The following is a 23,879-nucleotide window of genomic DNA, read 5'->3' as shown; positions in this document are numbered from 1 at the left end:
GAGTGGAACCCCAAAGGCGCGGCGCGTGCTGCTGCAGAGTGAATCGGACCCTGTGGCGCTGTCCCTCGCCACATGAAGAGAGACACCGGCTTCCGCGGTCGGGTTCCCGAGATCCGGCACTTTTCTCGGGCCGGCGCCCCCGTCTCGACGGGGTCAGGAAAGGGGCGGCTCGGTAGCCGGGCCGCAGAGCTCCACGACGTTCAGGTCGGGGTCGCGCAAGTACACGGAGGGGCTGGTGCCATCGGCTCCGTAGCGCTGGCCCACCTCTCCCATCTCGATCCCGGCGGCGGCGAGTTGGGCCCGGATCGCGGCCTCGTCGAAGTGGGCCAGGCGCAGGGCCACATGGTCGACGTTCCGCCCCTCTTCCCCTGGGGGCGCGCCGCCGGCCTGGCCGAGGGGCGCGTCGAGGTCGACCAGGTCGATGAGCGAAGCCCCGGCGCGCAGCTGGACCAGGCCCAGGGCCTCGATGCGTCGCTCCTCTCGGCAGCCGAGGACCTCGCAGTAGAAGCGCAGGGACGCATCCACGTCGCGCACCCGCAACACGACATGGTCGAGCTTGGTGATCTCGATGGCGGACATGGCGGGCTCCTCCGGGCGCGCGCCGGAAGCCTAGACGATCACGCGCGTCGATCTCGCCAGCGAACCGTTCGGCTTGACCCGCCGTGCCGGCCGACGCACGTTGCGAGTCGCCGTGTCCGAAGCGCCGTCCGCCGCGTCCGAATCGCTCCCCGAACCCGCATCGCCCTCTGTCGTGCAGGCGCTCTACGGCGCGGCCGTGCGGCCCCTGTCGGGTCCGCCGGAGCCCGTCGATCCCTGTCCCGCTTGCGGGGCCGAAACGGCGGCGCCGCGTTTCGCGGTGGAGGGCCTGACGTCTCCCGTCTGCATCTGCACCGAATGCGGGCTGGCGCGATTCGTGCCGATGCTCGACGTCGAGACCGTCGCCGCCTTCTACCCAGCGGACTACTACGGCTCGCCCGGCGCGAAGTTCGGCGACGGCTTCGAGTGGTTGGTGCGTTGGGTGGGCGCGCGGCACGCGTCGTTCCTCTCCTGGGGCATGCCCGAAGGCGCCCGCGTTCTCGACGTGGGATGTGGCCGCGGCGTGGTCCTGGGCGCGCTCGCCGATCGCGGTTTCGAAGTGCACGGCATGGAGCAGTCGCCGGCGGCGGCGACCGGCGCGGATCCACGCGCCGAGGTGCGCATCGCCCCGGATCTCGCGAGCGCCGGCTACCCCGACGCCTACTTCGACCAGGTGCTCATCTGGCACGTCCTTGAGCACCTGACGGATCCGCGCGGGACGCTCGAGGAGATCCGGCGCGTGCTGCGTCCGGGCGGGCGGCTGGTCGTGGCGGTGCCGAACTTCGAGAGCGAGCAGGCCCGCTGGGCGGGCGCCGAGTGGTTCCACCTCGATCTGCCCCGGCACCTCTATCAGTTCCCGCTGAAGGCGCTGCGGGGGCTCCTCGAGGACACGGGTTTCGAACCGATCCACGATCACCACTTCTCGCTGCGCCAGAACCCGTTCGGTTGGATCCAGAGCGCCCAGAACCGGCTGGCGTCGCTCCCTCGCAACGGCCTCTACACCCTGCTGCAGCGCCGATCTCCAGGCGTCCCGTCGCCATTCCGCGCGACCACCCGCTGGCAGCTGCGCTTGCTCGGCGCTCTGCTCGCGCCCTGGGCGCTGTGGCGTTCGATGCGTTCGGCATTTCGGCGCAGCGGGGCGACGGTCCACGTGGTCGCACTGCGTACCCTCGACCGCGCGTGAGCGACACCGAAGCGCGTCGGGAGGAAGAACGGCTCGGCAGCGTCGATCTCTTCGGGTGCCTCGGGTCCTTCACCCTGCTGCTCCTTGCGGTCTATGCGCCGGCGCTATCGGGACCCTTCGTCTCGGACGACTTCGCCTACTTCGTGGCGCACCCCTACACCGGCGCGCTCCGCGTCGAGCATTGGCTGGCGATCTTCGACCCGACCGGGCCCGCGAAGTTCTTCACCGGGAACTACGCCCCGCTGCACCTCGGTTTCGTCGCCCTCGAGCGCGCGTTCTTCGGCGACGCGGTGGTCCCGCTGCACGTCGCGAACGTGGTGCTGCACGCAGCCAATGCCACCGCCGTCGCGGCGATCCTGAACCGCTCGGGCGTGACCCGCTCGGTTTCCCTGGCGGCGGCACTGCTCTTTGCGTTGCATCCTGCCAACGTCGAAGCGGTCGCCTGGATCTCCCAGTCGAAGACCCTACTCGCCTTCGGGCTCGCTGCCGGGGCGGGGTGTCTCTTCGCGTGCCGGCCGGGCTGGGCGACCGTCCTTTACGTGGCGGCGCTTGCGGCGAAGGCGCAGGCGCTCTTCCTGCTGCCGACGATCGCCGCCTGGCTCGCATGTCGGCGCGCCGACGGGAACGGCTGGCGCTGGTGGGCACTCTGGTGCGGGCTCTCGCTCGCCTATGCGGTTCCCGCTTGGCAGGCCCACCAGGCGCTCGGTGCGGTCGAGGTGGCGGACAGTCTCGGGGAGCGCCTGGGCGGGGTGCTCGAGGCGACGGGGCGCACGGCGTGGATCGGTGCGAGCTCGCTGGGTGTGGCCGCTTTCCAGGAGCCGCGTCCGAGCGTCGCTTGGCGCCTCGTCGGCGCGATCATCGCGCTCGGCGTCACGTGGCGGTGCGTCGTCACGCTCCGGGCGAAGCGGCTCGAGGGCGTCGCCTGGCTCGCGGCGATCGCGGCCTTCGCCCCGGTCTCCCAGTGGTTTCCGTTCCTGCATCCGGTCGCCGATCGCTACCTCTACTTCATCGTGCCGTCGGTCGTCGGCGCCCTCTGCCTCGCGTGCCGCGACGCGGTGCTCCCCTCCGCCGCGCGAAGCGTCGCGTGGATACTGGTGGCGGGGCTGGCGCTCGGTTTCGCCGCCCGTTCGTACGAACGCGCCGCGCTGTGGACGAACGAGACGCGGCTGCTCGTCGATGCCGCACGCGCCTTCCCGGACGGGAGCAGTGCCCATTGGCTCGCGGCCCGCGCCGCCGCCCAGCGCGGCGAACCGCAGGACGCACTGGATGCCCTCGAGGCCGCCACGCGCGGCGAACACTTCGCGTTTCACACGGTCGCGGAAGATCTGGGACTCGCTCCCCTGCGCGGGATGCCCGCCTTCGAAGCGCATGTCGACGCCCTGGCCGGACGCGCGGTTGCGCGAGCGCGCACCCGTCCCCCGCGGAGTCAGCCCGCCTGGTGGCTCGTGGCGCGGGCACACGCCGAGCGCGGGGAGCGCGAAGGCGAGCGCGCCGCGCTCGAGCAGGCGTTGGCCCTGGGCGGGCCGTGGACCAGGCGCGTGCGTCGCGCGCTCGAGGAAGCGCAGCGCCCGGACACCGGCGAAGCGCCGTGAGTCGGCGTTCGCGTCAGCTGCCGCTTGCGGCGGCTGCGAGTCGGCGCTCGGCGTCTTCGGACTCGGGGAAGGGTCCGCTACGCAGCGCTTCGGCGAAGAGCGCTCGCGCGCGTTCCGCGTCGCCGGTTTCTGCCACCGCGCGCGCGAGCCGGTAACGCACCGAGGCGTCGTTGGGCGCGGCGGCGGACGCCTTCTCGAGGACCGCGACGGCGTCGGGATACTCGCCGCGCTGGAAATGGACCCACCCCAGGGTGTCGAGGACGGCGTTGCCACCGCCGAGTCGCCGCGCCTCGAGGGCCAACGAGAGCGCCTCGTCGAGGGACTCCCTGCGCGAGGCGAGGAGCCACGCGAGGTCGTTGCGGGCTTCGGCCAGACCGGGGTGGCGTCCGGTCAGCGCGCGCAGACGTTCCACGGCCGCCTCTTGCGGACCCGCACGCAAGACCAGCTGGGCGGCGGCGTAGCCGTAGCGACCTTCGGCGGGGATCGCAGCGTAGGCCGCGTCGTAGAGCTCGATGGCGGCGTCGATCTGTCCCTGCTCGGCGCGCAGACTCGCGAGTCCGGCGCGGGCCGGTGCATTGTCCGGTGCCAGCGCGAGGGCCCGATCGAAGCTGGCCTCGGCTTCTTCGGCCCGGCCGGCCGCCTGGAGCGTGGCGCCCTTCATGCCCAGCAGCTCCGGGTCGTCCTTCGACTGCGCCAGCGCGCGCTCGACGTCTTCCAGCGCCGCTTCGGCCGCGCCGCTCAGCACCTGGTTCTCGACCGAGACGTGCAAGAGCTCGCGGTGCTCGGGGAGGCTCACGTCGAGCCCCCCGGCTTCGAGGGCGCGCTGGCTCGCCACCGGGCCGTCGAGTTCGCGCGCGAGCAGCGCGCGCTCGCGCAGGGCATCGACCGGGAGCCCGAGCCGTTCGAGTGCGGCCAGCGTGGCACGGGCCCGTTCGGCCTGCCCGAGCGCTGCCATCGAGCGGGCGGCGATCGCGTAGGGCTCGGGTAGGCGCGGTCCGCTGCGTCCGCCACGCGCCAGGTTGGCGAACTGGATCGCCTGCTCGTACTCGCCCTGGAGGTACAAGAGCCGCGCGAGTTCCAGCGCCGCGTCGGTCTCGGCGTTGTTCGCACGCACGGCCTCGCGGAACTCGGAGGAGGCGCGCTCGAAGTCTCCGAGGTCGCGCGCGGCAATGCCCGCCAGATAGCGTGCGGCAGCGTTGTTGGGCCAGGCCCGAATACCCTGTTCGAAATTCGCGAGCGCTTCCGCCGGCTCGCCTTCCATCAGATGGATCCGGCCACGCAAGAGCTGGGCGTAGGTGGCCTGGCTCAGCTCGTCGGTCGCCTCGCGTGCCCGTTCGAGCTCGCCGAGGTCGATCAACACGTCGACCCGCATGAACTGCACGCGCTCGTCGGCGTCGCCGCCGCGGGCGATCACCTTCTCGATTGCGTCGAGAGCCTTCCCGGGTTCGTTGCGCGCACGGTAGAAGCCGGCGAGGAGATTCCAGGCGGCGGCGGAGTCGAAGCTCGCGACGGCTTCGCGCAGCACGTCTTCGGCCTGCGCCGGTTCGCCGACGGCCTGGAGGCGCAGCGCGAGGCCCTGGCGCAACGCGAGCTTCTCGGGCGCCGCCTCGACGGCCTGCCGCCACAGGTTCGTGCCGGGTTCGGTGTCACCCTGACGGTCGAAGAAGCTCACCAGGTGGTTGAGCACGCTGATGTCGGTGGGGCGGCCCTCGGCGCATTCGCTGTAGAGGGCGAGGGCGCGCACCGGGTCCTTCAGGACCTCATCGGCGAACAGCGCTGGCGCGAGGCAGGCGCGGCTGCGCAAGGAGGGATCTTCGCTCTTCGACCCGATCTCCTTCACCCGCGCGTGTTCGCGCTCCGCGGCTTCGAGTCGGCCCAGTTCGCCGAGCACCGTCGCGTGGAGCCCGCGGACCGTCCAGTCCTCCGGGAAGCGCTCTACGAGGATGCTCGTGTCGGCGAGCGCGTTCTCGAGGCGGCGCGCGGCGAGGTGGGCGTTGGCGCGAATGCGCATCGCGGCGTGACGTTCCGGGTCGGCAGCGAGCACCTGATCGGCGGCGCGGATCGCGTCGTCGTAGTTGCCGGTCTTGAACAGGGTGGATGCGAGCAGGACGCCCGCAGGGATCTGGTAGTCCGATGCCGAAGCGGCTTTCTGGAGCGGCCACACCGCGCGCGACGGCTCGCCGATCTGGACCAGCGCGACGCCGAGGCGGTAGTTGGCTTCGGGCTGCTCCGGGTCGAGCGCCAACACCTGTCGCAGCTCGGGCACCGAGGCCTGGAACTGGCCGACATCCTGCAGCGCCCGCACCTGGACGAGTCGCGCTTCGACGTCGCTGCCGCAGGCCGCGAAGACGAGGACGGCGCAGAGCGCGGTCCGCGCGATCCCGCGCGCGGAGAGCCGGTGGCGGAGGTCCCGCAGGCTCAGGCTGCGGACCGGGTTCCGAGACATGGCGATGGGTCGCCTCCGGCGAAACGCACGCGGGGAGTATAGGACGCCGCGAGCCCGACTCGTCAGGGAGTGCTCCCCCACGCTCCGAGCCCCGGTGTTCCAGAGTCGAGGAGCGGGTGTTTCCGGCGCGAGGGGCCGATGTTCGCGGCGCGGCGAGCGGCACGCGGGTAGCCTCGGGCGCGCACCATGTCGCGCCGCTGGCTGGATTCGCCTCGCTTCTACGTCGTCCTCGCGCTCGGGCTGCTCGCGGCCGCCGTCGCCAGCCAGTTCCAGGTGCGCGTGCCCAGCCGTTCCGTAGCGCCGGTCGAGGCCCTGGGGACACTCGCGGAGCGCGACGATCTCAACGTGGTATTCCTGCTGGTGGACACCCTGCGCGCCGACCGCCTGGGCACCTACGGATACGCGAGGCCGACCTCTGCGATCCTCGATGAGGCGGCTTCCTACGGCATCGTTTTCGAGGACGTCGTCGCCCAATCGAGCTGGACGAAGACCTCGATGGCGTCGCTGTGGACGGGAACCCACCCGATCAACAACGGCGTGCTCCGCTTCGACCACGTGTTGCCGGACAGCGCCGTGCTGCCGGCGGAGATCTTTCGCGACGCGGGCTTCCGGACGGTCGGGCTCTGGCGGAACGGTTGGGTCGAGCCGAACTTCGGGTTCGCCCAGGGCTTCGACACCTACCTGAAGCCCGTGCCCGGCGCAGAGCGGCGCCGTCTGCACCGCGAGACGCGGATTCCCCAGCCGTTGGCAGGCAGTGACGAGGATCTCACGATCACCGCCCTCGACTTCCTCGACCAGGTCGGCGACGAGCGCTTCTTCCTCTACCTGCACTACATGGACGTGCACCAGTACGTGTACGACGAAGCAGCGGCCGTCTTCGGGAACAGCTACTCGGACATCTACGACCAGGCGATCCACTGGACCGACCGCTTGATCGGCGTGCTCTTGCAGCGTCTCGAAGACCGCGACCTGCTGCGCCGGACGCTCGTCGTGATCGCCGCCGACCACGGAGAGTCGTTCCTCGAACACGGCGAGGAGGGGCACGCCCGCAACCTCTACGACGAAGTCACGCGGGTGCCCTGGATCGTGCTGCCCCCCTTCCTTCTCGAACCTGGCGTCCGCGTTCGGCAGACCGTCTCCAACGCGGACATCTGGCCCACGCTGCTCGACCTGCTGGGGTTGCCGCCGCTTCCCGCCGCCGACGGTCGCTCGTTGGTCCCGCTGCTCTTGGCCGGGGGCGACGCCGGGCCCGACGCAGACGCCGCTCCGCCCGTATTCGCCCACCTGCTGCGCGGCTGGGGAAAGCCGCGGCGCGGCGGCGATGCGTCGCTCGTTTCGGTGACCCATGCCGGCCGCCGACTCATCGCGCCGCTCGTCGAAGGCGCGCCCGCTGAGTTCTACGACCGCACGCGCGACCCGCGCGAACAGAACGACCTGTCCGACGCTGACCCGGAGGGCGTGGCGTCCTTGCGCGCCGAGCTCGAGCGCTACCGGAGCGACGCGGCCACGCCCTGGGAAGCCTCGCCCGAGACGATCGAGCTCGACGAGATGCGCCTCAACCACCTGCGCGCCCTGGGCTACGTGCTGCCCTGAGTGAGCGCGCCCGGGCCGCGGTGCGAACGGCTCAGGCGCTCCGGGAACTCAAGCAATCCGGAACTGGGTCTCGAGCCGCGACTTGCGCCGGTGATCTTCGAGGGCGAGCTCGATCAGGCGGTCGAGGAGAGCCGGGTAGCTCACTCCGCTCGCTTCGAAGAGCTTCGGGTACATGGATCCGTCGGTGAAGCCCGGCAGACTGTTGACCTCGTTCACGTAGTAAGCGTCCGTCTCGCGATCGACGAGGAAGTCGACGCGCCCCATGCTGCGGCCTTCCAGGACGCGGAACGCTCCGATGGCGGTGTCGCGCAGTCCCTGAGCCAGGCTGTCCGAAACGGGCGCCGGGATCAGGAGCTCGGTTGCCTCGTCCATGTACTTCGCTTCGTAGTCGTAGAAGGCGCGGTCGGTGCGGATCTCGCCGGGCACCGAGGCTTCGATCGGGTCGTTTCCCAGCAGCGCCACCTCGACGTCGCGCGCGGCGATGCCCTGCTCCACCAGCAGCTTGGGGTCGTAGCGGAGTGCGTCCTGCAGCGCGGGCAGGAGCGCGTCGGCTTCGGTCACGCGGTGGATGCCGACGCTGCTGCCGAGGTTCGCGGGCTTCACGAAGACGGGCAGGGAGAGCGCTTCGAGGATCTCGGTGACCACCGCTTCCGCGTTTCCCGCGACATCCGTCTCGCGGACGCAGCGGTAGGGCAGCACCGGCAGGTTCGCCGCGGCGAGCAGGCGCTTGCTCACCTCCTTGTCCATCTGCACGGCCGAGCCGAGCACGCCCGAGCCGACGTAGGCGACCTCGGCCATCTCGAGCAGTCCCTGGAGCGAGCCGTCCTCGCCGCCGCGTCCGTGGATGATCGGGAACACCACGTCGAGCTCGGCCACGGCTCCGCCCTGGCCCGTGGCCACGAGGGCGCCGCCGCCGGGAGCGGCGGGGAGCAGGACCTCGTCGCCCTGGAGCGCCGCGTGGGGCGGGAGTGCCGGCGCCGCCAGGTGCCAGCGGCCCCCGGGGTCGACGCCGATCAGGCGCACGTCGTAGCGGGCCGGGTCGAGCGCTCGAAAGATCGAAGCCGCCGATGCCAGCGACACCTCGTGCTCGACCGAGCGCCCCCCGAACAACAGGCCCACGCGCAGCTTCGTCATCACCCCTCCTCCCCCTTGCCCCGGAAGCTATGGAATCCCGGGCCGCCCGCCCAGAACCCCCGGGCCGAGCCTTCCAGGGGGAGGGCTCCGGCGCTCGGTTGACCGTCTCTGAGGCCCTTCGTACCCTGCCTCACGTGTCGGCCATCTCCCCGGAACTCCAAAGAAAACAATCTCTCCTCGAGGACAGTCTGCGGACTGCCGGCCGCCTGCTGGTCGCGTACTCGGGTGGGGTCGATTCGAGCTACCTGGCGTTCGCTGCCCACCAGGTCCTCGGCGAGGACGCGCTGGCGGTCACGGCGCTGTCGCCCTCCTACCCCGATACCCACCGCGACATGGCCGAACAGGTGTCGCGCGATTTCGGCTTCGCCCATCGCTGGATCGAAACCGACGAGATGGCCAGCCCCGAGTACCGCGCGAACCGCCCGGACCGCTGTTACCACTGCAAGACCGAACTCTTCGATGTGCTCGGCCGCCTGCGCGGCGACCTCGGCTTCGAAGCGGTCGCCTACGGGGTGAACACCGACGACACCGGCGACTTTCGTCCCGGTCACCGTGCGGCCGACGAACGCGGCGTGTTGTCGCCCTTCCTCGACGCGGAGCTCTCGAAGCAGGACATTCGCGATCTGTCGCGCGCGGCGGGTCTGCCCACCGCGGAACTCCCGGCCTCTGCCTGCCTGTCTTCCCGCTTGCCCTACGGCACCGAGGTGACGCCCGAGCGGTTGCGCCAGGTGGAGCTCGGCGAAGAAGCGCTGCGCCAGCTCGGTTTCCGCCAGGTGCGCTTGCGGCACCACGGCGACGTCGCGCGCATCGAGGTCGAGCCGAGCGAGCTGTCGCGCGCCCTCGACCCGGACATGGCGGTGCGCATGAGCGAGGCGATCCGCCCGCTCGGCTTCCGCTGGGTCTCCCTCGATCTCGACGGGTATCGCACGGGTTCACTCAACGAAGTGCTCCAGATCCGCAGCGCTCCCAGCGAGCGCTAGCCGTGCGCGTCGTGGAATGCGAGGGCGCGCCGCGCGACTGCGGTGGCGATCAGGGGCGTGCGCTGCGCGATGCGATCGTCGCCGCTTGCGGCGGCGGTGGCGTTGCCACCCTCTGGAGAGCCTGGCGCTCGGGCGCGGAAGCGCGACGGCAGGCCCGCGACGTGCGGCGCTATTTCCCGCACCAGGCCGAGTGGCTAGAGGGGATGGCGCGCGCGGCGGGGGTCCCGACCCATGCGCTGATCGCCGGTCTCGCGGACACGCCGGAAACGGCGATCGCCGTGGTGGTCACCGACGATGGCGTGCGGGTGGGGGCTACCGCGGTGCCCGACAGCACGCTGCGGCGCGTGGCACCCGAGGGCCGCTTCGGTGCCCTGGAGCTCGCCGCGGTCACGGCCAGCCAGCCGTGGCTCGGGGTGAACGCCTCGGGTCTGGTGGTGGCGTTCGCAGCGCGCCCCGGACCCAAGGGACGCTTCGCAGCGCCGGCGGCGATGCTTGCGCGTGACTGTCTGGAGCGCTTCGAGGCCGTCGGGCCGGCTCTCGAGTGGTGTCTCTCTCGACCGGCGGCCCCGGGCGGCGCCATGCTTCTCGCCGACGCGGCGGGTGTCGCGGCCGGGGTCGACTTCAGCGGTGCCGAGCGCCGAGCCCTTCCCGAGGACGATGGCGTCCTCGCCTTCGGCCTTGGCGACGACGTGGTGGCGGAGCTGCGCAAGCAACGCCATGACCTGGCGGCGGTCGAACGTTCCCTCGCGGCCGCGGGCACGCCTGTGCTCGCGGATCCCGCCGGGCGTCTGCGGCCCTCGGCCGTCGCGGATTGGACTTCTCTCGAAGCCTGAGGACTGGAGCGTCTCTCGAAGCCTGAGGACTGGAACGTCTCTCGAAGCCTGGGGACGGGACGTCGCCCTAGCGCCGCGCGGGCTCGGCCCCGGCCGCCTCGACGCAGTGGGCGACGGCGGCTTCCGGATCTTCGAGCACGGTGAAACCCTCGCGCAGCTTCGCGTCGTCGAAGCCGTCGGCGATGCCGCGCTCGATCTGCGCGACCAGGGGTTGGAAGAAACCCCGGGTGTCGAGCAGAACCAGGGGCCGCGCGTGGAAGCCGAGCTTTCGGAACGAGAGCACCTCGGTGAGTTCTTCGAGCGTCCCGAGTCCGCCGGGGAGTGCGAGGAAAGCATCGGCCGCTTCCTCGAGGCCGCGCTTTCGCTCCCGCATGTCCGACACCTGGTGCAGGCGGTCGAGACCGTCGTGCTGCACGTCCATGTCGACGAAGCGATCGAGGATCACGCCCTCCACGCTGCCCCCGGCCGCGAGCACCGCGTCGGCCACGGTGCCCATCAGGCCCGTCCGGCCTCCGCCGTAGACGAGCGTGCAGCCGCGCTTCGCGAGCGCCGTCCCGACGCGTCGCGCCGCGTCGTGGTACGCGTCGGGGATCCGGCGGCTGGAACCGCAGTAGACGGTGACGCGCATGGGACGCGGACCGTCAGGAGCGTTTGCCGCGTCCGCCTCGAGAGCGACCGCGTCCGCCGCCACGCCCACCGCGCCCGCCGCCTCCACCACGACCGCCTCGCCCACCGCCGCCGCCGCCGCCGCGCGGGGGCGGGCGATGGCTCGGGTCTTCGGGGTCGGCCGCGGGGGCCGCGCCCGGCGTATCGGGAGATTCGGGCCGGTGCTCCTTCAGGAACAAGGCACAAATCGTCGCCAGCTCGGCCAGACCCTCGTCGCTGCGCACCAGCTGGTTGACGGCGGGCAGGAAGCGGTCGAGCAGCGCCTTCTGCTCCCGATCGTCGAAATGGCGCAGCTCCTGTTCGGCCTTCACCGCGAGCCGCTCGCGGACTCGCTCGGCGATGTCCGCGTCGGTCGGGACCTTGCGCTCGGTGATCTTGATCTTGTTGACGTTCTGGATCATCCGGAAGTTGCCGATGTCCAGCCCCGACACGAGCGAGATGGCGGTGCCCCTCTTCCCCGCGCGGCCGGTGCGACCCGTACGGTGCACATACACCTCGGGCGACTCGGGTGCGGCGTAGCCGATGACGTGGGTGAGGTCGCTGATGTCGATGCCGCGGGCCGCGACGTCGGTCGCGACCAGGATCCGCAGGTTGCCGGCCTTGATCCGGGCCATCGCCGCTTCGCGCGCGGCCTGGGAGAGATCGCCCGAGATCTGGTCGGCGTCGATGCCCCGACGCTGCAGGTAGCCCGTGACGAAACGGACGTCGTCCTTCGTATTGCAGAAGATGATCGCGCTCTCGGGATCTTCGTACTCGATGATCCGGAGCAGGTTCGCCTCTTTCTCCTGCGCCGTCGTGATCATGTAGTAGTGCTCGATTTCCTGGGGCGAGCTCTGATCCTCGGCGAGCGAGACGTATTCGGGCTCGTTGAGGAAGAAGCGAGAGAGCGACTTCACCTTCTCGGGGATCGTCGCGGAGAACAGACACGACTGCCGTTCCTTCGGCAGGTAGGTGGCGATCTCGCGCATGTCTGGCCAGAACCCGAGCGAGAGCATCTCGTCGGCTTCGTCGAGGACGAGCATGCGCACCTTGTCGAGGACGAGGCGCCCCGAGCCGAGGTGGTCGAGGATGCGGCCTGGGGTGCCCACGATCACGTGGTGGCCGGCCTCGATGCCTTCGATCTGCTGGGCGTAACCGACGCCGCCGTAGATCGGGAGGCAGCGGATGCCCTTCGGTGCGCCGAGCGCCTCGATCTCGGTGGCCACCTGCTTCGCGAGCTCGCGGGTGGGCGCCAGCACGATCGCTTGACACCCAAGAGTGTCAGAGTCGATCGAAGCCACGATCGGGATGCCGAAGGCGCCGGTCTTGCCGCTGCCGGTCATCGCCTTCACGATCATGTCGCTGCCCTTCGTCATGATGGGCAGCACCTTTGCCTGCACGGGCATCGGCTCGGACCAGCCCAGCGATTGAATGCCCTGCTGGACGGGCTCGGGAAGGCTCGAGAAGACGGTTTCGGCAGACATGAGTGGCGCGCAGCATACCCCGGCGCCCTCTACCCGCAAGAAGCCCGTGCTACCGTCGGGGCATGGCCCGAATCTCGCGCGACGAGGTCGAGCGAGTCGTCGCCCTCGCTCGGTTGTCGATGGACGAAGCCGAGCTGACCCGCGCCCAGAGCGACCTCCTCGCCATCCTCGAGTACGTCGAGACCCTCGAAGGCCTCGACACCGAAGGCGTGCCGCCGACCTCCCACGTGTTGCCGATGCCCACACCGCTGCGCGACGACGAGCCGGCGTCCCCGCTCGATCCGGCCCTCGCGGTCGCCAACGCTCCCGAGGCGAGCGGCTCCGCCTTCGTCGTTCCGAAGGTCATCGCGGGCGAGGAAGAAGGCTAGTGGCCGCGTACACTTCGCTGCGCGCGTTGCGGGCGGCACTGGAGTCGGGGGACACCACCTCGGTCGCACTGGTGCAGGCGAGCCTGGAGCGCGCAGAGACCCTCGAACCGCAGCTGCGCGCCTTCGTGTGGCTCCGCAAGGAGGGGGCGCTGGCCGACGCGGCAGCGTCGGACGCCCGCCGGGCCCAGGGCGCGGTGCGCGGCCCTCTCGATGGCATCCCCGTCGCGCTGAAGGACAACCTGGTGAAGCGCGGGGAGCGCACCACCTGTTGCTCGCGGATCCTCGAGGGCTTCGTCTCGCCCTACGACGCGACCGCCGTCGAGCGCCTCGAGGCGGCTGGGGCGGTCGTGATCGGCGCGACGAATCTCGACGAGTTCGCGATGGGCTCCTCGACCGAGCAGTCCTGTCAGGGCGCGACCCGCAACCCGTGGGACCTGGAGCGCGCGCCGGGCGGCTCCTCGGGCGGCTCGGCCGCCGTGGTGGCGGCGGGCATCGTCCCGCTCGCTCTCGGCAGCGACACCGGCGGATCCATCCGGCAGCCGGCTGCACTCTGCGGCGTGGTGGGGATCAAGCCCACCTATGGGCGGGTGTCGCGTTGGGGCCTGGTCGCCTTCGCTTCTTCCCTCGATCAGATCGGCGTGTTCGCGCGCAGCGCAGAAGATGCGGCGTTCGGCCTCGAGTGCCTCTGCGGCCACGATCCCCGCGACTCGACGTCGTTGCCCGAGCCGGCGCCGGACCTCTCCGGCCGCCTCGACGGGGACGTGTCGGGGCTGGTGATCGGCCTGCCCGACGAGTACTTCGCTACCGAGGGCGCGGACCCGGCGGTGCTCGACGCCGTTCGTACCGCGGTGGGCGAGCTCGAGGCGGCGGGCGCCAAGGTGCGCCCCGTTTCGCTGCCCCATACTTCCTATGCGGTCGCGACCTACTACCTGATCGCGACCGCCGAGGCGTCGAGCAACCTCGCCCGCTACGACGGCGTGCGGTACGGCTACCGCGCCGACCAGGTGGAGAGCCTCACCGATCTCTACTTCCGCTCGCGCTCGGAAGGGTTCGGTGCCGAGGTGAAACGGCGCATCGTGCTCGGCACCTACGTGTTGTCGGCGGGTTACTACGAGGCCTATTACAAGAAGGCCCAGCAGGTGCGGACGCTCCTGCGCCGCGACTTCGAAGCCGCCTTCGAGGGCTGCGACCTCCTGGCGACGCCGACGACCCCGGAGGTGGCCTTCCCGATCGGGGCGAAGACCGACGACCCGCTCACGATGTACCTGTCCGACGTCTACACCGTGTCCGCGAACCTCGCGGGCGTGCCCGGTGTCTCGCTTCCCTGTGGCTTCGCCGAAGGGCTTCCGATCGGGCTCCAGCTGCTCGGTCCGGCCCTCGACGAGGCGACGCTCTTGCGAGCGGCCGACGCCTTCCAGCGCCGCACCGACCACCACACGGCGACGCCGCCGGAGTTTCCGTGACCACGCCCACCTCCCATCCCGACTACGAAGTGGTGATCGGGCTCGAGGTGCACGCCCAGCTCCGCACCCGCTCGAAGCTCTTCAGCCCGGCGCCGGTCAGCTACGGCGAGGAGCCGAACCACAGCGTGCACCCGGTGTGTCTCGCGCTGCCCGGCGTGCTCCCCGTGCTGAACCGCGAAGCCGTGAAGCTGGCGATCCGCGCGGGCCTGGCAACCCACGGCGAGGTGCGTGGCCATTCCGTCTTCGCCCGCAAGAACTACTTCTATCCCGACCTGCCGAAGGGCTACCAGATCTCCCAGTTCGAAGAGCCGGTGATCGAAGGCGGCTGGCTCGACGTCGTGGTGGGCGAGGGCAAGAACGCCGCGACGAAGCGCGTGAACCTGACCCGCATCCACATGGAAGAGGACGCGGGCAAGTCGATCCACGACGCGGCGATCGCCGGGGACGCGACCCACGTCGACCTGAACCGCGCGGGCGTGCCGCTCCTCGAGATCGTGTCCGAACCCGACATGCGCTCGCCGGCCGAAGCCGTGGCGTACCTGCGCACCCTGCGCGCGGTGCTCCGCTACATCGACGTGTCCGACGCCGACATGGAACTCGGCCACTTCCGCTGCGACGCCAACCTCTCCCTGCGCCCCCACGGCGCCAGCGAGTACGGCACCCGCACCGAGCTGAAGAACCTGAACTCCTTCCGCAGCGTCGAGGCGGCCCTCGAAGCCGAGATCGAACGCCAGGCCGATCTGCTCGACGACGACGAGCCCGTCGTCCAGGCGACCATGGCCTACGACCCGAACAGCGGACGCACGCGGGTCCTGCGGCTGAAGGAGAACGCGGACGACTACCGCTACTTCCCGGACCCCGATCTCGTGCCGCTACAGATCTCGGCAGACGAAATCGAAGCCGTGCGCGCGGCGCTCCCCGAATTGGCCGACGCCCGCTGCGAGCGCTTCCAGCGGGAGTACGACCTCTCCGAGTACGACGCGCGCGGTCTGACCGTCTCGCGTCCGCTCGCCGACTTCTTCGAGACGGCGGCGAAGGTGCACGGGCAGGCCAAGCCCGTCGCCAATTGGATCCTGCGAGATGTGCTCCGGGCGCTGCGCGATCGCGACGCCGAGATCGAGGACACTGCGATCACGCCTGAGGCCCTGGCGAACCTGGTGGATGCGGTCGAGTCGGGGAAGACGACGGCGAAGAGCGCACGCGGCCTGGTACCCGAGCTGGTGGCCGAGGGCGGCGATCCGCTGGTGTGGATCCGCGAGCGCGGCCTCGAAGCGGTCTCCGACACCGGGGTCCTGGAAGCGGCCGTCGACGCGGTGATCGCCGAGAATGCCGAGGACGTCGAGCGCGTCCGAGCCGGCGAGACCAAGGTCTTGAACTTCCTGATGGGGCAGGTCATGAAGCGAACCGGGGGCAAGGCGAGTCCGCAGGTGGTGCGCGAGCTACTCCAGGCGCGGATCCAGTCGTGAAGTGGCTCGCACGCGCCGCACTCGGGCTGTTGGCGCTGCTGATCGTGCTGGTGGCCGGGCTCGCGATCGTCCTGCCCCGTTTCGCGAACGACGACGCCGTTCGCGCGCGGATCGAGGCCGCCGCCCGCCAGATGGTGGGTCTCGAGCTCCGCTACGAGACGATCGACTTCGCGCTCCTGCCCCCCGCGCTCCACGTCGAGGCGCCGCGCCTGCTGGGGGAGGCGGAAGGCGAACCGGATTTCGCGAGCGCCGATCTGATCGATCTGCGGGTCGGACTCTGGCCACTCCTGCGCGGTCAGTTCGAGGTCGCTTCGTTCGTGGTGGAGTCGCTCTCGGTCCACCTGGTGCGCACCGAGGACGGGCTCGTGTTGCCGACGCCGGTCGCGCCTACGCCGGCCGGGAAGGAGGCGAGCGACGCACCCAGCGAGGCGGAGGCGACGCCCGACTCCACGCCCGCGCCCGAGGCGGGGATCATGCTGGGCATCGGCCGGATCGCGCTGCGCGATGGAACGATCGAGCTCGAGGACCGCACCCTCTCGCCGCCCGCGGTGACCCGCTTCGAGAACCTCGACATCACCGCCGAAGGCGGCGGCTTCGGCGACCCGATCGCGGTCGAGGGTGGCTTCGACGTCCAGGGCGGTCACGTCTCGATCGACGGGAATGCGACACTGTCGGGCCCCCTCGACCTCGACGTCCAGCTCGATGCGCTGCCCCTCGACGCCCTCGCTCCCTACGCGGGATTGACGGGCGAGTGGGCGGGACGCCTCTCGGGTGTCGTCGCACTCGCCGGCGAGACCGGCGATCCGTCCGCGAAGAGCGACACGCTGCGCATCGAAGAAGCCGCGATCGAGGACGGTCCGCTGCAGCTCGCGGGTCCCGTCGCGATGGATTTCGAGGTCGCGAACCTCTCGAGCAGCGTGACCGGGCCCTTCCGCGTCGACCTGACCGACGCCGACCTCCGCTACGGCGTCGACTTCACCAAGGCCCCGGAAGTGCCGGCGGTGGTGTCGGGCACCCTCGCGTCCGACGACGCGGGACATCTCGCCGTCGACGCCCTGAAGCTCGTGCTGCGCAATCTCGAAGCGACGGGAAGCGTGCGCACCCACCCCTCGACCCAGCTGAACCTGCAGGCGCCGGCGTTCCGCATGGACGGCTGGGAATCCCTGGTTCCGCCGCTCGGCGTCGCCCCCCTCAAAGGGCAGCTCGCGATCCCGGCGTTGACCCTCCAGACGGAACCGACGCGCGTCGAAGGGGCGCTGTCGCTCGCCGACCTCGACGTCGCCGTGCCCGACTTCACCTCGATTCGCCTGAACGGCGACATCGACCTGCAGGGCGACGCACTCGCGACCCAGGGGCTCGTCGCGACGATCGCCGAGCAGGCGATCCCGTTGGCGCTCACGGTGAAGGACCTGTTCGGAGCGCGTGACCTCGAGCTCGGCTTCGAAACCAAGAAGGCCGACAGCGACAAGCTCCTCACCGCACTGGCGGACCAGCCCAACCGGTTGCACGGGCCGCTCGACTCGAAGGGGACGCTGCGCGGCCGACTGTCGGGGGAAGGCAGCTTCACCAATACGCTGAACGGGCGGCTGAACTTCGAGATCCTGAAGGGCAAGATCGTCGGGGGCTCGCTGCTCGAAGCGGTACTCGGACCGCTGGGCTCCCGCCTCGCAGAGCTCGGACGGGGGCAGGGGGGTCGCGACCTTCAGCGCTTCTACGGAGAGGAGTTCGAACGTCTCTCGGGCGTCCTGCGTATCGCCAAGGGCGAGATCATCACCGAGCCCGTCGAGCTGATCCATCGCGAGTACGGCGCCGAGCTGACCGGCCCGATCGCCCTCGAAAACCTCGCGCTCGATTTGCGCGGCTCCTTCACGTTCTACGAAGCCCTCGATACAGAGCTCGCGAAGGCCTTCGGCGCACGCAAGGGCTACACGCCCCGCCAGCGTTCGGTCGAGCTTGCTTCGATCCAGGGGGAGATGGGGTCACCGAAGGTGCGCCTGGCCACCAACTCCGCGACCCAGCTGGCCGCCGCCTACGCCACCGACGCCCAGCGCGGCGAGCTGCGCCGCAAGGTCGACAAGGAGCTCGGCGAGGGCACCGGCGAGATCGTCGACCGGGTGCTCGAGGGGATCCTCGGCGGTCGCTGAGCCGGGCCGCGCTCACGGACCGGTTCCCACTTCCGACTTCCAGTCGGGGCGCAACGCTCCACCTCAAGTCGACCCGGCAATTGGGCGATGCAAAGGGCCTGGAAGTGGGGTGAATGGATGGCTGCGAGCGTCCTGTACGTGGACGACGATCGGAACCTGTGCCAGATCGTCGCGAAGGCTCTGGTGAGCGAGGGATACCTGGTCCGAACCTGTCACGATGGTGACGAGGCGTTGGAGGTGTTGCGGGAGCACACCCCGAACCTGGTGCTCCTCGACCTGATGCTCCCGCGCCGCGACGGCTTCGAGGTCCTCGACGCGATCCGCAACGCGAAGGGTCAGGACCATCTGCGTGAGCTGCCCGTCATCGTGCTCACGGGCGCGTCGCCGACTCCGGCCTACGCCCAGCGCGCGAACGCTCTGAAGGCCTTCGATCTGCTGTCGAAGCCGGTTCCTCTCGACAAGCTGCTCACCGTCGTGCAAGAGGCGATCCGGTCGTCGAAGGGGCCGATGACCGCCCAGGAAGAGCCGTCCGAAGCGCCGTCGCGTCGGCGCCGCTCTTCGGGGACCTTCGACCGCGTGCCCTTCCCGGCGCTCCTGCACCACCTCCATGGACTACGCGCCACCGGCACGCTGCACCTGGCCCACGAGAAGAAGCGGAAGTGGGTGCAGCTGCGCGATGGCTACCCCGTGTCGATTCGCTCGAACCTCGTGCGCGAGACCCTCGGCCGCTACCTCGAGCGCACCCGTAGCACCGACGCCGGCGTGATCGAAGCGGCGCGACGCGAGGCCGACAAGCAGTCGGTGCGCCACGGCGAGATCCTCGTCGCGATGCAGATCCTCTCGGAAGAAGAGGTCACCCAGGCGCTGCGGGAGCAGGCCGACGAGAAGTTCTTCGAGATCTTCTCCTGGAAGGGCGGCACCTTCCGCTTCGAGCGCGGCAGTCAGCTGCAGCGCGCCAACGCGATGGGCCTCGGCCGCAGCCCCGCCAGCCTGATCCTCGAAGGCGTGCGTACGCGCTTCCCCCTCGACCGCATCGATCGCTACCTCGACCGACAGAAGGGCCGCTTCGTGCGACACGGCGAGTCGCCCTTCTATCGCTTCCAGGACCTGCACATCGATCCGGAGCACGACGGCATCCTCCAGGAGATCGATGGCACCCAGAAGCTGTCGCGCTTCACCGGCCGCGACGAACGCCTGCGCCGGACGGTCTATGGGCTGCTGGCGGCCGGCATGCTGGAACTCCAGGCGAAGCCGTCGGTCGTGCCCGAGCGCCGGTCTCCGGCGGCGGCCACGACGCCGAGCATCGACGCCGTCGAAGAGCGGGTGGTCGACCCGCCGCGCCGCGACGCGCGTCGCGAGGATCCGCGTCATGCAGAGTTGATGGCCCTGGCCGACCAGCTTCGCGCGGGCGCGCCCCACGAGGTGCTCGGCGTGGCCGCCGACGCATCACCCGAGGACGTGGCGACCGCCTACGAGCGACTCGCCGCGCACTCCCACCCCGACCGCTTCAAGGACGGGAGCCAACCGCTCCAGCGCCTCGCCGAAGACGTCTTTGGCCGTGTGCGCGAGGCCTACGAAACCCTCTGCAGCGCCGATACCGAGCCGCCGCAGTCGGTTGGCCCGTCGCCGCAGGAGCTCACCGCGAAGCGCGAAGCCCGCGAGGCCCGCGAGCATCAGACCGCCGAGAAGGCCTTCCAGGCCGAGATCGAGTTCCGCAAGGGCGAGGACGCCCTCGCGACCCGGAACTACGAGACCTGTCTGGTCCACTTCGGCAAGGCGCTCGAGCTCTACCCCGAGGAGGGCGACTACCACGCCCACTACGGCTACGCCCTGCATCTGTGTCACCCGGGTGACGCGGGAATGGTGGCCGAGGCCATGGAGCACGTGAAGCGGGGGGTGAAGCTGGCAAGCCACCGCGAGAAGCCCTACCTCTTCCTCGGCCGCCTCCACAAGGCGGTCGGCCGCGCCGACGACGCCGAGAAGATGTTCGTCCGGGCCGTGCAGATCGAGCCCGAGTGCCTGGAGGCGCTCCGGGAGCTCCGGCTGATCCAGATGCGGCGAGACAAGTCCAAGGGACTGATCGGACGCCTGCTGCGTCGCTGATCGCCGAGCGCCCTGGAACGACACGAAAGAGCCCGGGGTGAGCGAGGTGATTCCGTGAGCAAGGGTTTTCCGTGAGCAAGGTATCCGGCAAGAAGATCTGGCTCGACGGCGCGTTCGTCGACTGGGACGCCGCCAACGTCCACATCCTCACCCACACCCTCCACTACGGGCTCGGGGTGTTCGAGGGGATCCGCTGCTACCGCACGACCGACGGGCGCTCGGCGGTGTTCCGCCTCGAGGAGCACGTGCGGCGCCTGTTCGACTCGGCCCGCATCAACCTGATGGACGTTCCCTTCGACGCTGCGACCGTCGAGGCGGCCTGCCTCGAGACGCTCCGTCAGAACGATTTGCCCGAGGGCTACCTGCGACCGCTCGTGTTCGTGGGAGACGGGGAGATGGGTCTCAACCCGGGCAACAACGACATCCGCGTCGCCGTGATCGCCTGGGCCTGGGGGAAGTACCTCGGCGACGAGGGCGTCGAGCGCGGCATTCGCGCGAAGGTGTCCACCTTCAGCCGCCACCACGTGAACTCGAAGATGACCAAGGGCAAGACCTGCGGCGACTACGTCAACTCGATCCTCGCGAAGCGCGAGGCCCTGCTCGACGGCTACGACGAGGCGATCATGCTCGACCCGCAGGGTCTCGTCTCGGAAGCCAGCGGTGAGAACATCTTCGTGGTGCGCGACGGGGTGATGGCGACGCCGACGCTCCACAGTGTCCTCGGCGGGATCACGCGGGCGACGGTGCTCGACCTGGCGCGCGACCACGGCGTTCCGATCGAAGAGCGCCAGATCACCCGCGATGAGCTCTACACGGCCGACGAGGTGTTCCTCACCGGGACCGCCGCCGAGGTGACCCCGATCCGCGAGATCGACCGCCGCACGATCGGCGCCGGCGGGCGCGGCCCCGTCACCGAGACGCTACAGAAGGCGTTCTTCGACGTGGTCGCGGGCAGCCAGGCGAAGTACCAGGACTGGCTGACGTTCCTCTAGGCGTTGCTGCGACCTCACCGCGCGCGAGGTCGCTCGCGTATGCTGGGCCCCGAGAGGTGCCCGCATGGCCCGCTGGACGGTTCGACAGACCCTGGTGTTGCTCCTCGTGGCGCAGGGCGCGAGCGCGGCGCTGCTCGATACGGGGTATGCGCCGATCTACCGCGAGAACTTCATTGGCGAGACGACGTTTCCCACCACTCCCGAGACCGACGCGTATGGGGTGGGTGGTCTGGAGTTGCTGGACATCGTGCCGGGCACCAACTCCACGCTGACGCTGAATCCAGCGGGTTGGTTCGATCTGAAGATCGGACTCTTCGGACTCGAGGGGCTCACCCGAGGCGACGACGTGGTGCCCACGTTGCCCGGCCAGTTCGGCGTACGCGGAGTCTTCAGCGGATTCGAGTTCGGGCAACTCGAGTCTCAAGCCGGTGTGATCTTCCAGACGACGCAGGACCCCAGCCCCGGTATCGGCTTGACGGCCGCCGTGTTCATGGAAGACGGGGTGGTACCGGTGCTCGCGATCTCGCAGGTGATTCCCGCGCGCGTGTCGTTTCGAGAAGTAGGCGTCGATCTCCCCCCCGCAATGAGCCAGGCGATCCTCGACGGCGACGTCTTCTGGATCGACCTTGTGGTCGACTTGTCCACTGCTGAGGCCACGGCTTCCCTCAGTACGGACGGGATGGAGCTGCAGACGCCCGTGATCGACATCGGAGCGCTCACGCTCGGAGACATTCGAGGACTCGGACAGATGTCGTGGAACTACGCGATGTGCTGCGGAGGTACCGACCACCGCGTGACGGTCCACCAGCTCGAGGGCTTCGTGCCCCTCCCCGAGCCCTCGGGTGGTCTGGGGTTTGGCGCCTGCGCGGTGGTGGGCCTCGCGCACTGGCGAAGGCGAGCGATGGACGCGAAACACCGCGCCCACGCGCCGCGCGCGAGGGGCTAGCGCCGAATCGGGGGTTCGGATGAAGGCAGCCGTCTACCGCCGCTACGGACCGCCGGAGGTCGTGCGGATCGAGGAGGTTCCGACGCCGACGCCGGAACCGCACGAGGTGCGGATGCGCGTCTGCGCGACGACGGTCGGCACCTGGGACGCGGAAGCGCGTGCGTTTTCGTTTCCGCTCTGGTTCGGGATTCCCCTCCGGTTGGCGATGGGCCTTCGAACCCCACGCTGGCCCATCCTCGGGCAGGAAGCGGCCGGCGTGGTCGACGCCGTCGGCAGCGAGGTCACGAACTTCGCCGCCGGCGATCGGGTCTGCGCGTCGCTGGGGCTCGGCTTCGGAGGGCACGCCGAGTTCGCCTGCGTGTCGAGCCGCGGCGCGATTGCGCACATCCCACCGAACCTCGAATTCGCCGAGGCGACGACGCTCCCCGTCGGCGGCGACAACGCGCTCCACTTCCTGCGAATGGCCGACGTGCAACCCGGTGAACGCGTCCTGGTGAACGGTGCCGGCGGGAACATCGGCGTGCTCGCGGTCCAGCTCGCGAAGCACTTCGGCGCCGAGGTGACCGCGGTGGATGCGGGACCGAAGCTCGAGCGGCTGCGGAAGATCGGCGCGGACCACGCGCTCGACTACACGAGCGAGGACTTCGCCGCCGCGGGCCCCCGCTACGACGTGATCTTCGATCTGGTGTTCGGAAGCTCTTACGCGCGGGCCCTCTCCGCGCTGACGTCGCGCGGCCGCTACCTCCTGGCCAATGCCTCGTTGCCATCGCTCTTGCGGAGTCACTGGACCAACGCGACGCGCACCCAGCGGGTGCGGAGCCGGTTTGCCGCTTCGCGCCCCGCGGACCTGGAGACCCTCGTCGAGCTGGCCGGGTCCGGCGCCATCCGCGGGGTGATCGATCGCCGCTTCCCCTTCGAAGAGGCGGCGGCGGCCCATTGCTACGTGGACGGGGGGAGCCGGACGGGCGCGGTCGTCCTCGATCTGGCCGGCCCCGAGGCCTCGGGAGGCAGAGGCGGCTCCTGAGGGTGTGTTTGGATCACATTGTGATACATTGTGATCCATGCGTGATACACACCGATCCTCCTGCGGCTCGTCGCGCGGCCGTCGCCGCCGCCACGAGCGTGTCCTCCACACCCGGGTCTCCGAGGCCCTGGCCGATGACCTCCGAAGAGCGGCCGAGGAGCTCCGGGTCCCCGTTTCGAACCTGGTGCGCAACGTGCTCGAAGAGACCTTCAGCGTCGTCGAGAGCGTCACCGAGAACATGGGCGACCTCTTCGAGGACGTGGTCGACGAGGCCGAAGCGGCGCGCGAGCGGGTTCGCCGGCGGCAGCGCGGACGGCGTCGCGGAGCCCGCTGGGAAGCGCGCGATCCGAGCCCGGAGCCGGCTCCCGAGCCCGCGGCTGACGGCGCTGGTGCGACGCCTTCCGAGGACCATCCGGACGTGCTGGGCTGGCAGCCCCTCCTCTTGAACCGCGAAGCCCGCTGCGCGGACTGCGGCCAGTCGATCGAACGCGGCGGTGAGGCCCACATCGCCGTGACCGGGAATGGGCTCGGGCCCGACGTGCTCTGCGCCACCTGCGTCGCCGCGCTGCGCTGACGCACCCCCTTCGGTGGGGGTACGCTGCGCGACGGAGGAACCCGCCGTGCGCGTAGCCGACCTGACGACCCCTGCACTCCTCGTCGACGCCGAGACGCTCGAGCACAACCTCGCGACGATGGCCAAAGCGCTGCCCGGGGCGCGCCTGCGGCCCCACGTGAAGGCGCACAAGTGCACATCGCTCGCGAAGCGCCAGGCCGCCCACGGCCATCGCACCTTCACCTGCGCGACGGTGCGGGAGGTCGAGGGCATGGCCGCCGCCGGACTCGGCGACGACCTGCTGCTCGCCAATGAAGTCGTCGACGCCAGCCGGTTGGGCCGCGTCGATGCGCG

At 70.3% G+C, this 23,879-nt stretch carries 20 protein-coding genes; 15 read left to right on the top strand and 5 right to left on the bottom strand.

Annotation, left to right across the window (positions count from 1 at the left end; translation table 11 throughout):
• Window positions 1-153: 153 nt before the first annotated feature.
• Window positions 154-579, bottom strand: coding sequence for a VOC family protein (locus tag AAF430_23685; protein ID MEM7413253.1), 426 nt, complete (start codon window positions 577-579; stop codon window positions 154-156).
• Window positions 580-691: 112 nt separating this feature from the next.
• Here AAF430_23685 and AAF430_23680 point away from each other — a divergent pair, with 112 nt between their 5' ends.
• Together AAF430_23680 and AAF430_23675 are read left to right on the top strand one after the other, a co-directional pair.
• The gene (locus tag AAF430_23680) at window positions 692-1,759 is read left to right on the top strand and encodes a class I SAM-dependent methyltransferase (protein MEM7413252.1); all 1,068 of its coding nucleotides are present in this window, start codon (window positions 692-694) and stop codon (window positions 1,757-1,759) included.
• Window positions 1,756-3,351 carry a hypothetical protein gene (locus tag AAF430_23675; protein MEM7413251.1) on the top strand — a complete coding sequence of 532 codons (1,596 nt, stop codon included), beginning with the start codon at window positions 1,756-1,758 and terminating at the stop codon, window positions 3,349-3,351. Before AAF430_23680 ends, AAF430_23675 begins: the two co-directional genes overlap by 4 nt.
• A 13-nt stretch (window positions 3,352-3,364) precedes the next feature.
• On the opposite strand, the gene AAF430_23670 is transcribed toward AAF430_23675, so the two are convergent.
• Complete coding sequence (locus AAF430_23670; protein MEM7413250.1) at window positions 3,365-5,797, bottom strand: tetratricopeptide repeat protein; 2,433 nt, start codon at window positions 5,795-5,797, stop codon at window positions 3,365-3,367.
• 186 nt (window positions 5,798-5,983) lie between these two features.
• On the opposite strand from AAF430_23670, the gene AAF430_23665 reads away from it, so the two are divergent.
• Window positions 5,984-7,390 carry a sulfatase gene (locus tag AAF430_23665; protein MEM7413249.1) on the top strand — a complete coding sequence of 469 codons (1,407 nt, stop codon included), beginning with the start codon at window positions 5,984-5,986 and terminating at the stop codon, window positions 7,388-7,390.
• Window positions 7,391-7,438: 48 nt separating this feature from the next.
• On the opposite strand, the gene AAF430_23660 is transcribed toward AAF430_23665, so the two are convergent.
• On the bottom strand, window positions 7,439-8,524 hold the full coding sequence (locus AAF430_23660) for a D-alanine--D-alanine ligase family protein (GenBank protein ID MEM7413248.1): 1,086 nt from the start codon (window positions 8,522-8,524) through the stop codon (window positions 7,439-7,441).
• Window positions 8,525-8,658: 134 nt separating this feature from the next.
• Between AAF430_23660 and larE the strand changes: the two genes are divergently transcribed.
• Window positions 8,659-9,504 (top strand): ATP-dependent sacrificial sulfur transferase LarE, encoded by an 846-nt coding sequence (gene larE / locus AAF430_23655; GenBank protein MEM7413247.1) that lies wholly within the window; start codon window positions 8,659-8,661, stop codon window positions 9,502-9,504.
• 2 nt (window positions 9,505-9,506) lie between these two features.
• A complete protein-coding gene (locus AAF430_23650; protein ID MEM7413246.1) occupies window positions 9,507-10,337 on the top strand; it encodes a hypothetical protein in 831 nt (276 codons plus the stop codon).
• A gap of 67 nt (window positions 10,338-10,404) precedes the next feature.
• Here the strand turns inward: AAF430_23650 and AAF430_23645 are convergent, their stop codons facing one another.
• Window positions 10,405-10,965 (bottom strand): TIGR00730 family Rossman fold protein, encoded by a 561-nt coding sequence (locus AAF430_23645; protein MEM7413245.1) that lies wholly within the window; start codon window positions 10,963-10,965, stop codon window positions 10,405-10,407.
• 13 nt (window positions 10,966-10,978) lie between these two features.
• Window positions 10,979-12,466 carry a DEAD/DEAH box helicase gene (locus tag AAF430_23640; GenBank protein MEM7413244.1) on the bottom strand — a complete coding sequence of 496 codons (1,488 nt, stop codon included), beginning with the start codon at window positions 12,464-12,466 and terminating at the stop codon, window positions 10,979-10,981.
• 62 nt (window positions 12,467-12,528) lie between these two features.
• Between AAF430_23640 and gatC the strand changes: the two genes are divergently transcribed.
• The 10 genes from gatC to AAF430_23590 form a co-directional block, all read left to right on the top strand.
• Window positions 12,529-12,834, top strand: a complete 306-nt coding sequence (gene gatC, locus AAF430_23635; protein ID MEM7413243.1) for an Asp-tRNA(Asn)/Glu-tRNA(Gln) amidotransferase subunit GatC — start codon at window positions 12,529-12,531, stop codon at window positions 12,832-12,834.
• Window positions 12,834-14,297, top strand: coding sequence for an Asp-tRNA(Asn)/Glu-tRNA(Gln) amidotransferase subunit GatA (gene gatA, locus AAF430_23630; protein MEM7413242.1), 1,464 nt, complete (start codon window positions 12,834-12,836; stop codon window positions 14,295-14,297). The genes gatC and gatA overlap by 1 nt, the downstream gene beginning before the upstream one ends.
• Window positions 14,294-15,763: an Asp-tRNA(Asn)/Glu-tRNA(Gln) amidotransferase subunit GatB gene (gatB, locus tag AAF430_23625; GenBank protein ID MEM7413241.1), complete on the top strand. Its 1,470-nt coding sequence runs from the start codon at window positions 14,294-14,296 to the stop codon at window positions 15,761-15,763. Before gatA ends, gatB begins: the two co-directional genes overlap by 4 nt.
• Window positions 15,760-17,907, top strand: a complete 2,148-nt coding sequence (locus AAF430_23620; protein ID MEM7413240.1) for an AsmA family protein — start codon at window positions 15,760-15,762, stop codon at window positions 17,905-17,907. The genes gatB and AAF430_23620 overlap by 4 nt, the downstream gene beginning before the upstream one ends.
• Before the next feature lie 117 nt (window positions 17,908-18,024).
• Window positions 18,025-20,010, top strand: coding sequence for a response regulator (locus tag AAF430_23615; protein ID MEM7413239.1), 1,986 nt, complete (start codon window positions 18,025-18,027; stop codon window positions 20,008-20,010).
• A 71-nt stretch (window positions 20,011-20,081) separates the two neighbouring features.
• Window positions 20,082-21,002: a branched-chain amino acid transaminase gene (locus AAF430_23610; GenBank protein ID MEM7413238.1), complete on the top strand. Its 921-nt coding sequence runs from the start codon at window positions 20,082-20,084 to the stop codon at window positions 21,000-21,002.
• A gap of 64 nt (window positions 21,003-21,066) precedes the next feature.
• Window positions 21,067-21,948 (top strand): hypothetical protein, encoded by an 882-nt coding sequence (locus AAF430_23605; protein ID MEM7413237.1) that lies wholly within the window; start codon window positions 21,067-21,069, stop codon window positions 21,946-21,948.
• 19 nt (window positions 21,949-21,967) lie between these two features.
• A complete protein-coding gene (locus AAF430_23600; protein MEM7413236.1) occupies window positions 21,968-22,972 on the top strand; it encodes an NAD(P)-dependent alcohol dehydrogenase in 1,005 nt (334 codons plus the stop codon).
• 37 nt (window positions 22,973-23,009) lie between these two features.
• On the top strand, window positions 23,010-23,546 hold the full coding sequence (locus tag AAF430_23595; GenBank protein MEM7413235.1) for a hypothetical protein: 537 nt from the start codon (window positions 23,010-23,012) through the stop codon (window positions 23,544-23,546).
• Window positions 23,547-23,592: 46 nt separating this feature from the next.
• The coding region (locus AAF430_23590; GenBank protein MEM7413234.1) for an alanine racemase at window positions 23,593-23,879 on the top strand (287 nt) is incomplete at its 3' end.

The organism is Myxococcota bacterium, assembly GCA_039030075.1.
In the GTDB taxonomy this organism is placed as follows: Bacteria; Myxococcota_A; UBA9160; order UBA9160; family SMWR01; genus JAHEJV01.
Note: the sequence above shows the minus strand (reverse complement) of the source record. Positions and strands in the feature narration are given on the sequence as shown.

What these genes read in the sequence shown, in the direction of transcription:
- AAF430_23685 (MEM7413253.1), bottom strand. Translation starts at nt 579, where the DNA reads ATGTCCGCCATCGAGATCACCAAGCTCGACCATGTCGTGTTGCGGGTG.
- AAF430_23670 (MEM7413250.1), bottom strand. Translation starts at nt 5,797, where the DNA reads ATGTCTCGGAACCCGGTCCGCAGCCTGAGCCTGCGGGACCTCCGCCAC.
- AAF430_23665 (MEM7413249.1), top strand. Translation starts at nt 5,984, where the DNA reads ATGTCGCGCCGCTGGCTGGATTCGCCTCGCTTCTACGTCGTCCTCGCG.
- AAF430_23660 (MEM7413248.1), bottom strand. Translation starts at nt 8,524, where the DNA reads ATGACGAAGCTGCGCGTGGGCCTGTTGTTCGGGGGGCGCTCGGTCGAG.
- AAF430_23645 (MEM7413245.1), bottom strand. Translation starts at nt 10,965, where the DNA reads ATGCGCGTCACCGTCTACTGCGGTTCCAGCCGCCGGATCCCCGACGCG.
- AAF430_23640 (MEM7413244.1), bottom strand. Translation starts at nt 12,466, where the DNA reads ATGTCTGCCGAAACCGTCTTCTCGAGCCTTCCCGAGCCCGTCCAGCAG.
- gatC (MEM7413243.1), top strand. Translation starts at nt 12,529, where the DNA reads ATGGCCCGAATCTCGCGCGACGAGGTCGAGCGAGTCGTCGCCCTCGCT.
- AAF430_23615 (MEM7413239.1), top strand. Translation starts at nt 18,025, where the DNA reads ATGGCTGCGAGCGTCCTGTACGTGGACGACGATCGGAACCTGTGCCAG.
- AAF430_23605 (MEM7413237.1), top strand. Translation starts at nt 21,067, where the DNA reads ATGGCCCGCTGGACGGTTCGACAGACCCTGGTGTTGCTCCTCGTGGCG.
- AAF430_23600 (MEM7413236.1), top strand. Translation starts at nt 21,968, where the DNA reads ATGAAGGCAGCCGTCTACCGCCGCTACGGACCGCCGGAGGTCGTGCGG.
- AAF430_23595 (MEM7413235.1), top strand. Translation starts at nt 23,010, where the DNA reads ATGCGTGATACACACCGATCCTCCTGCGGCTCGTCGCGCGGCCGTCGC.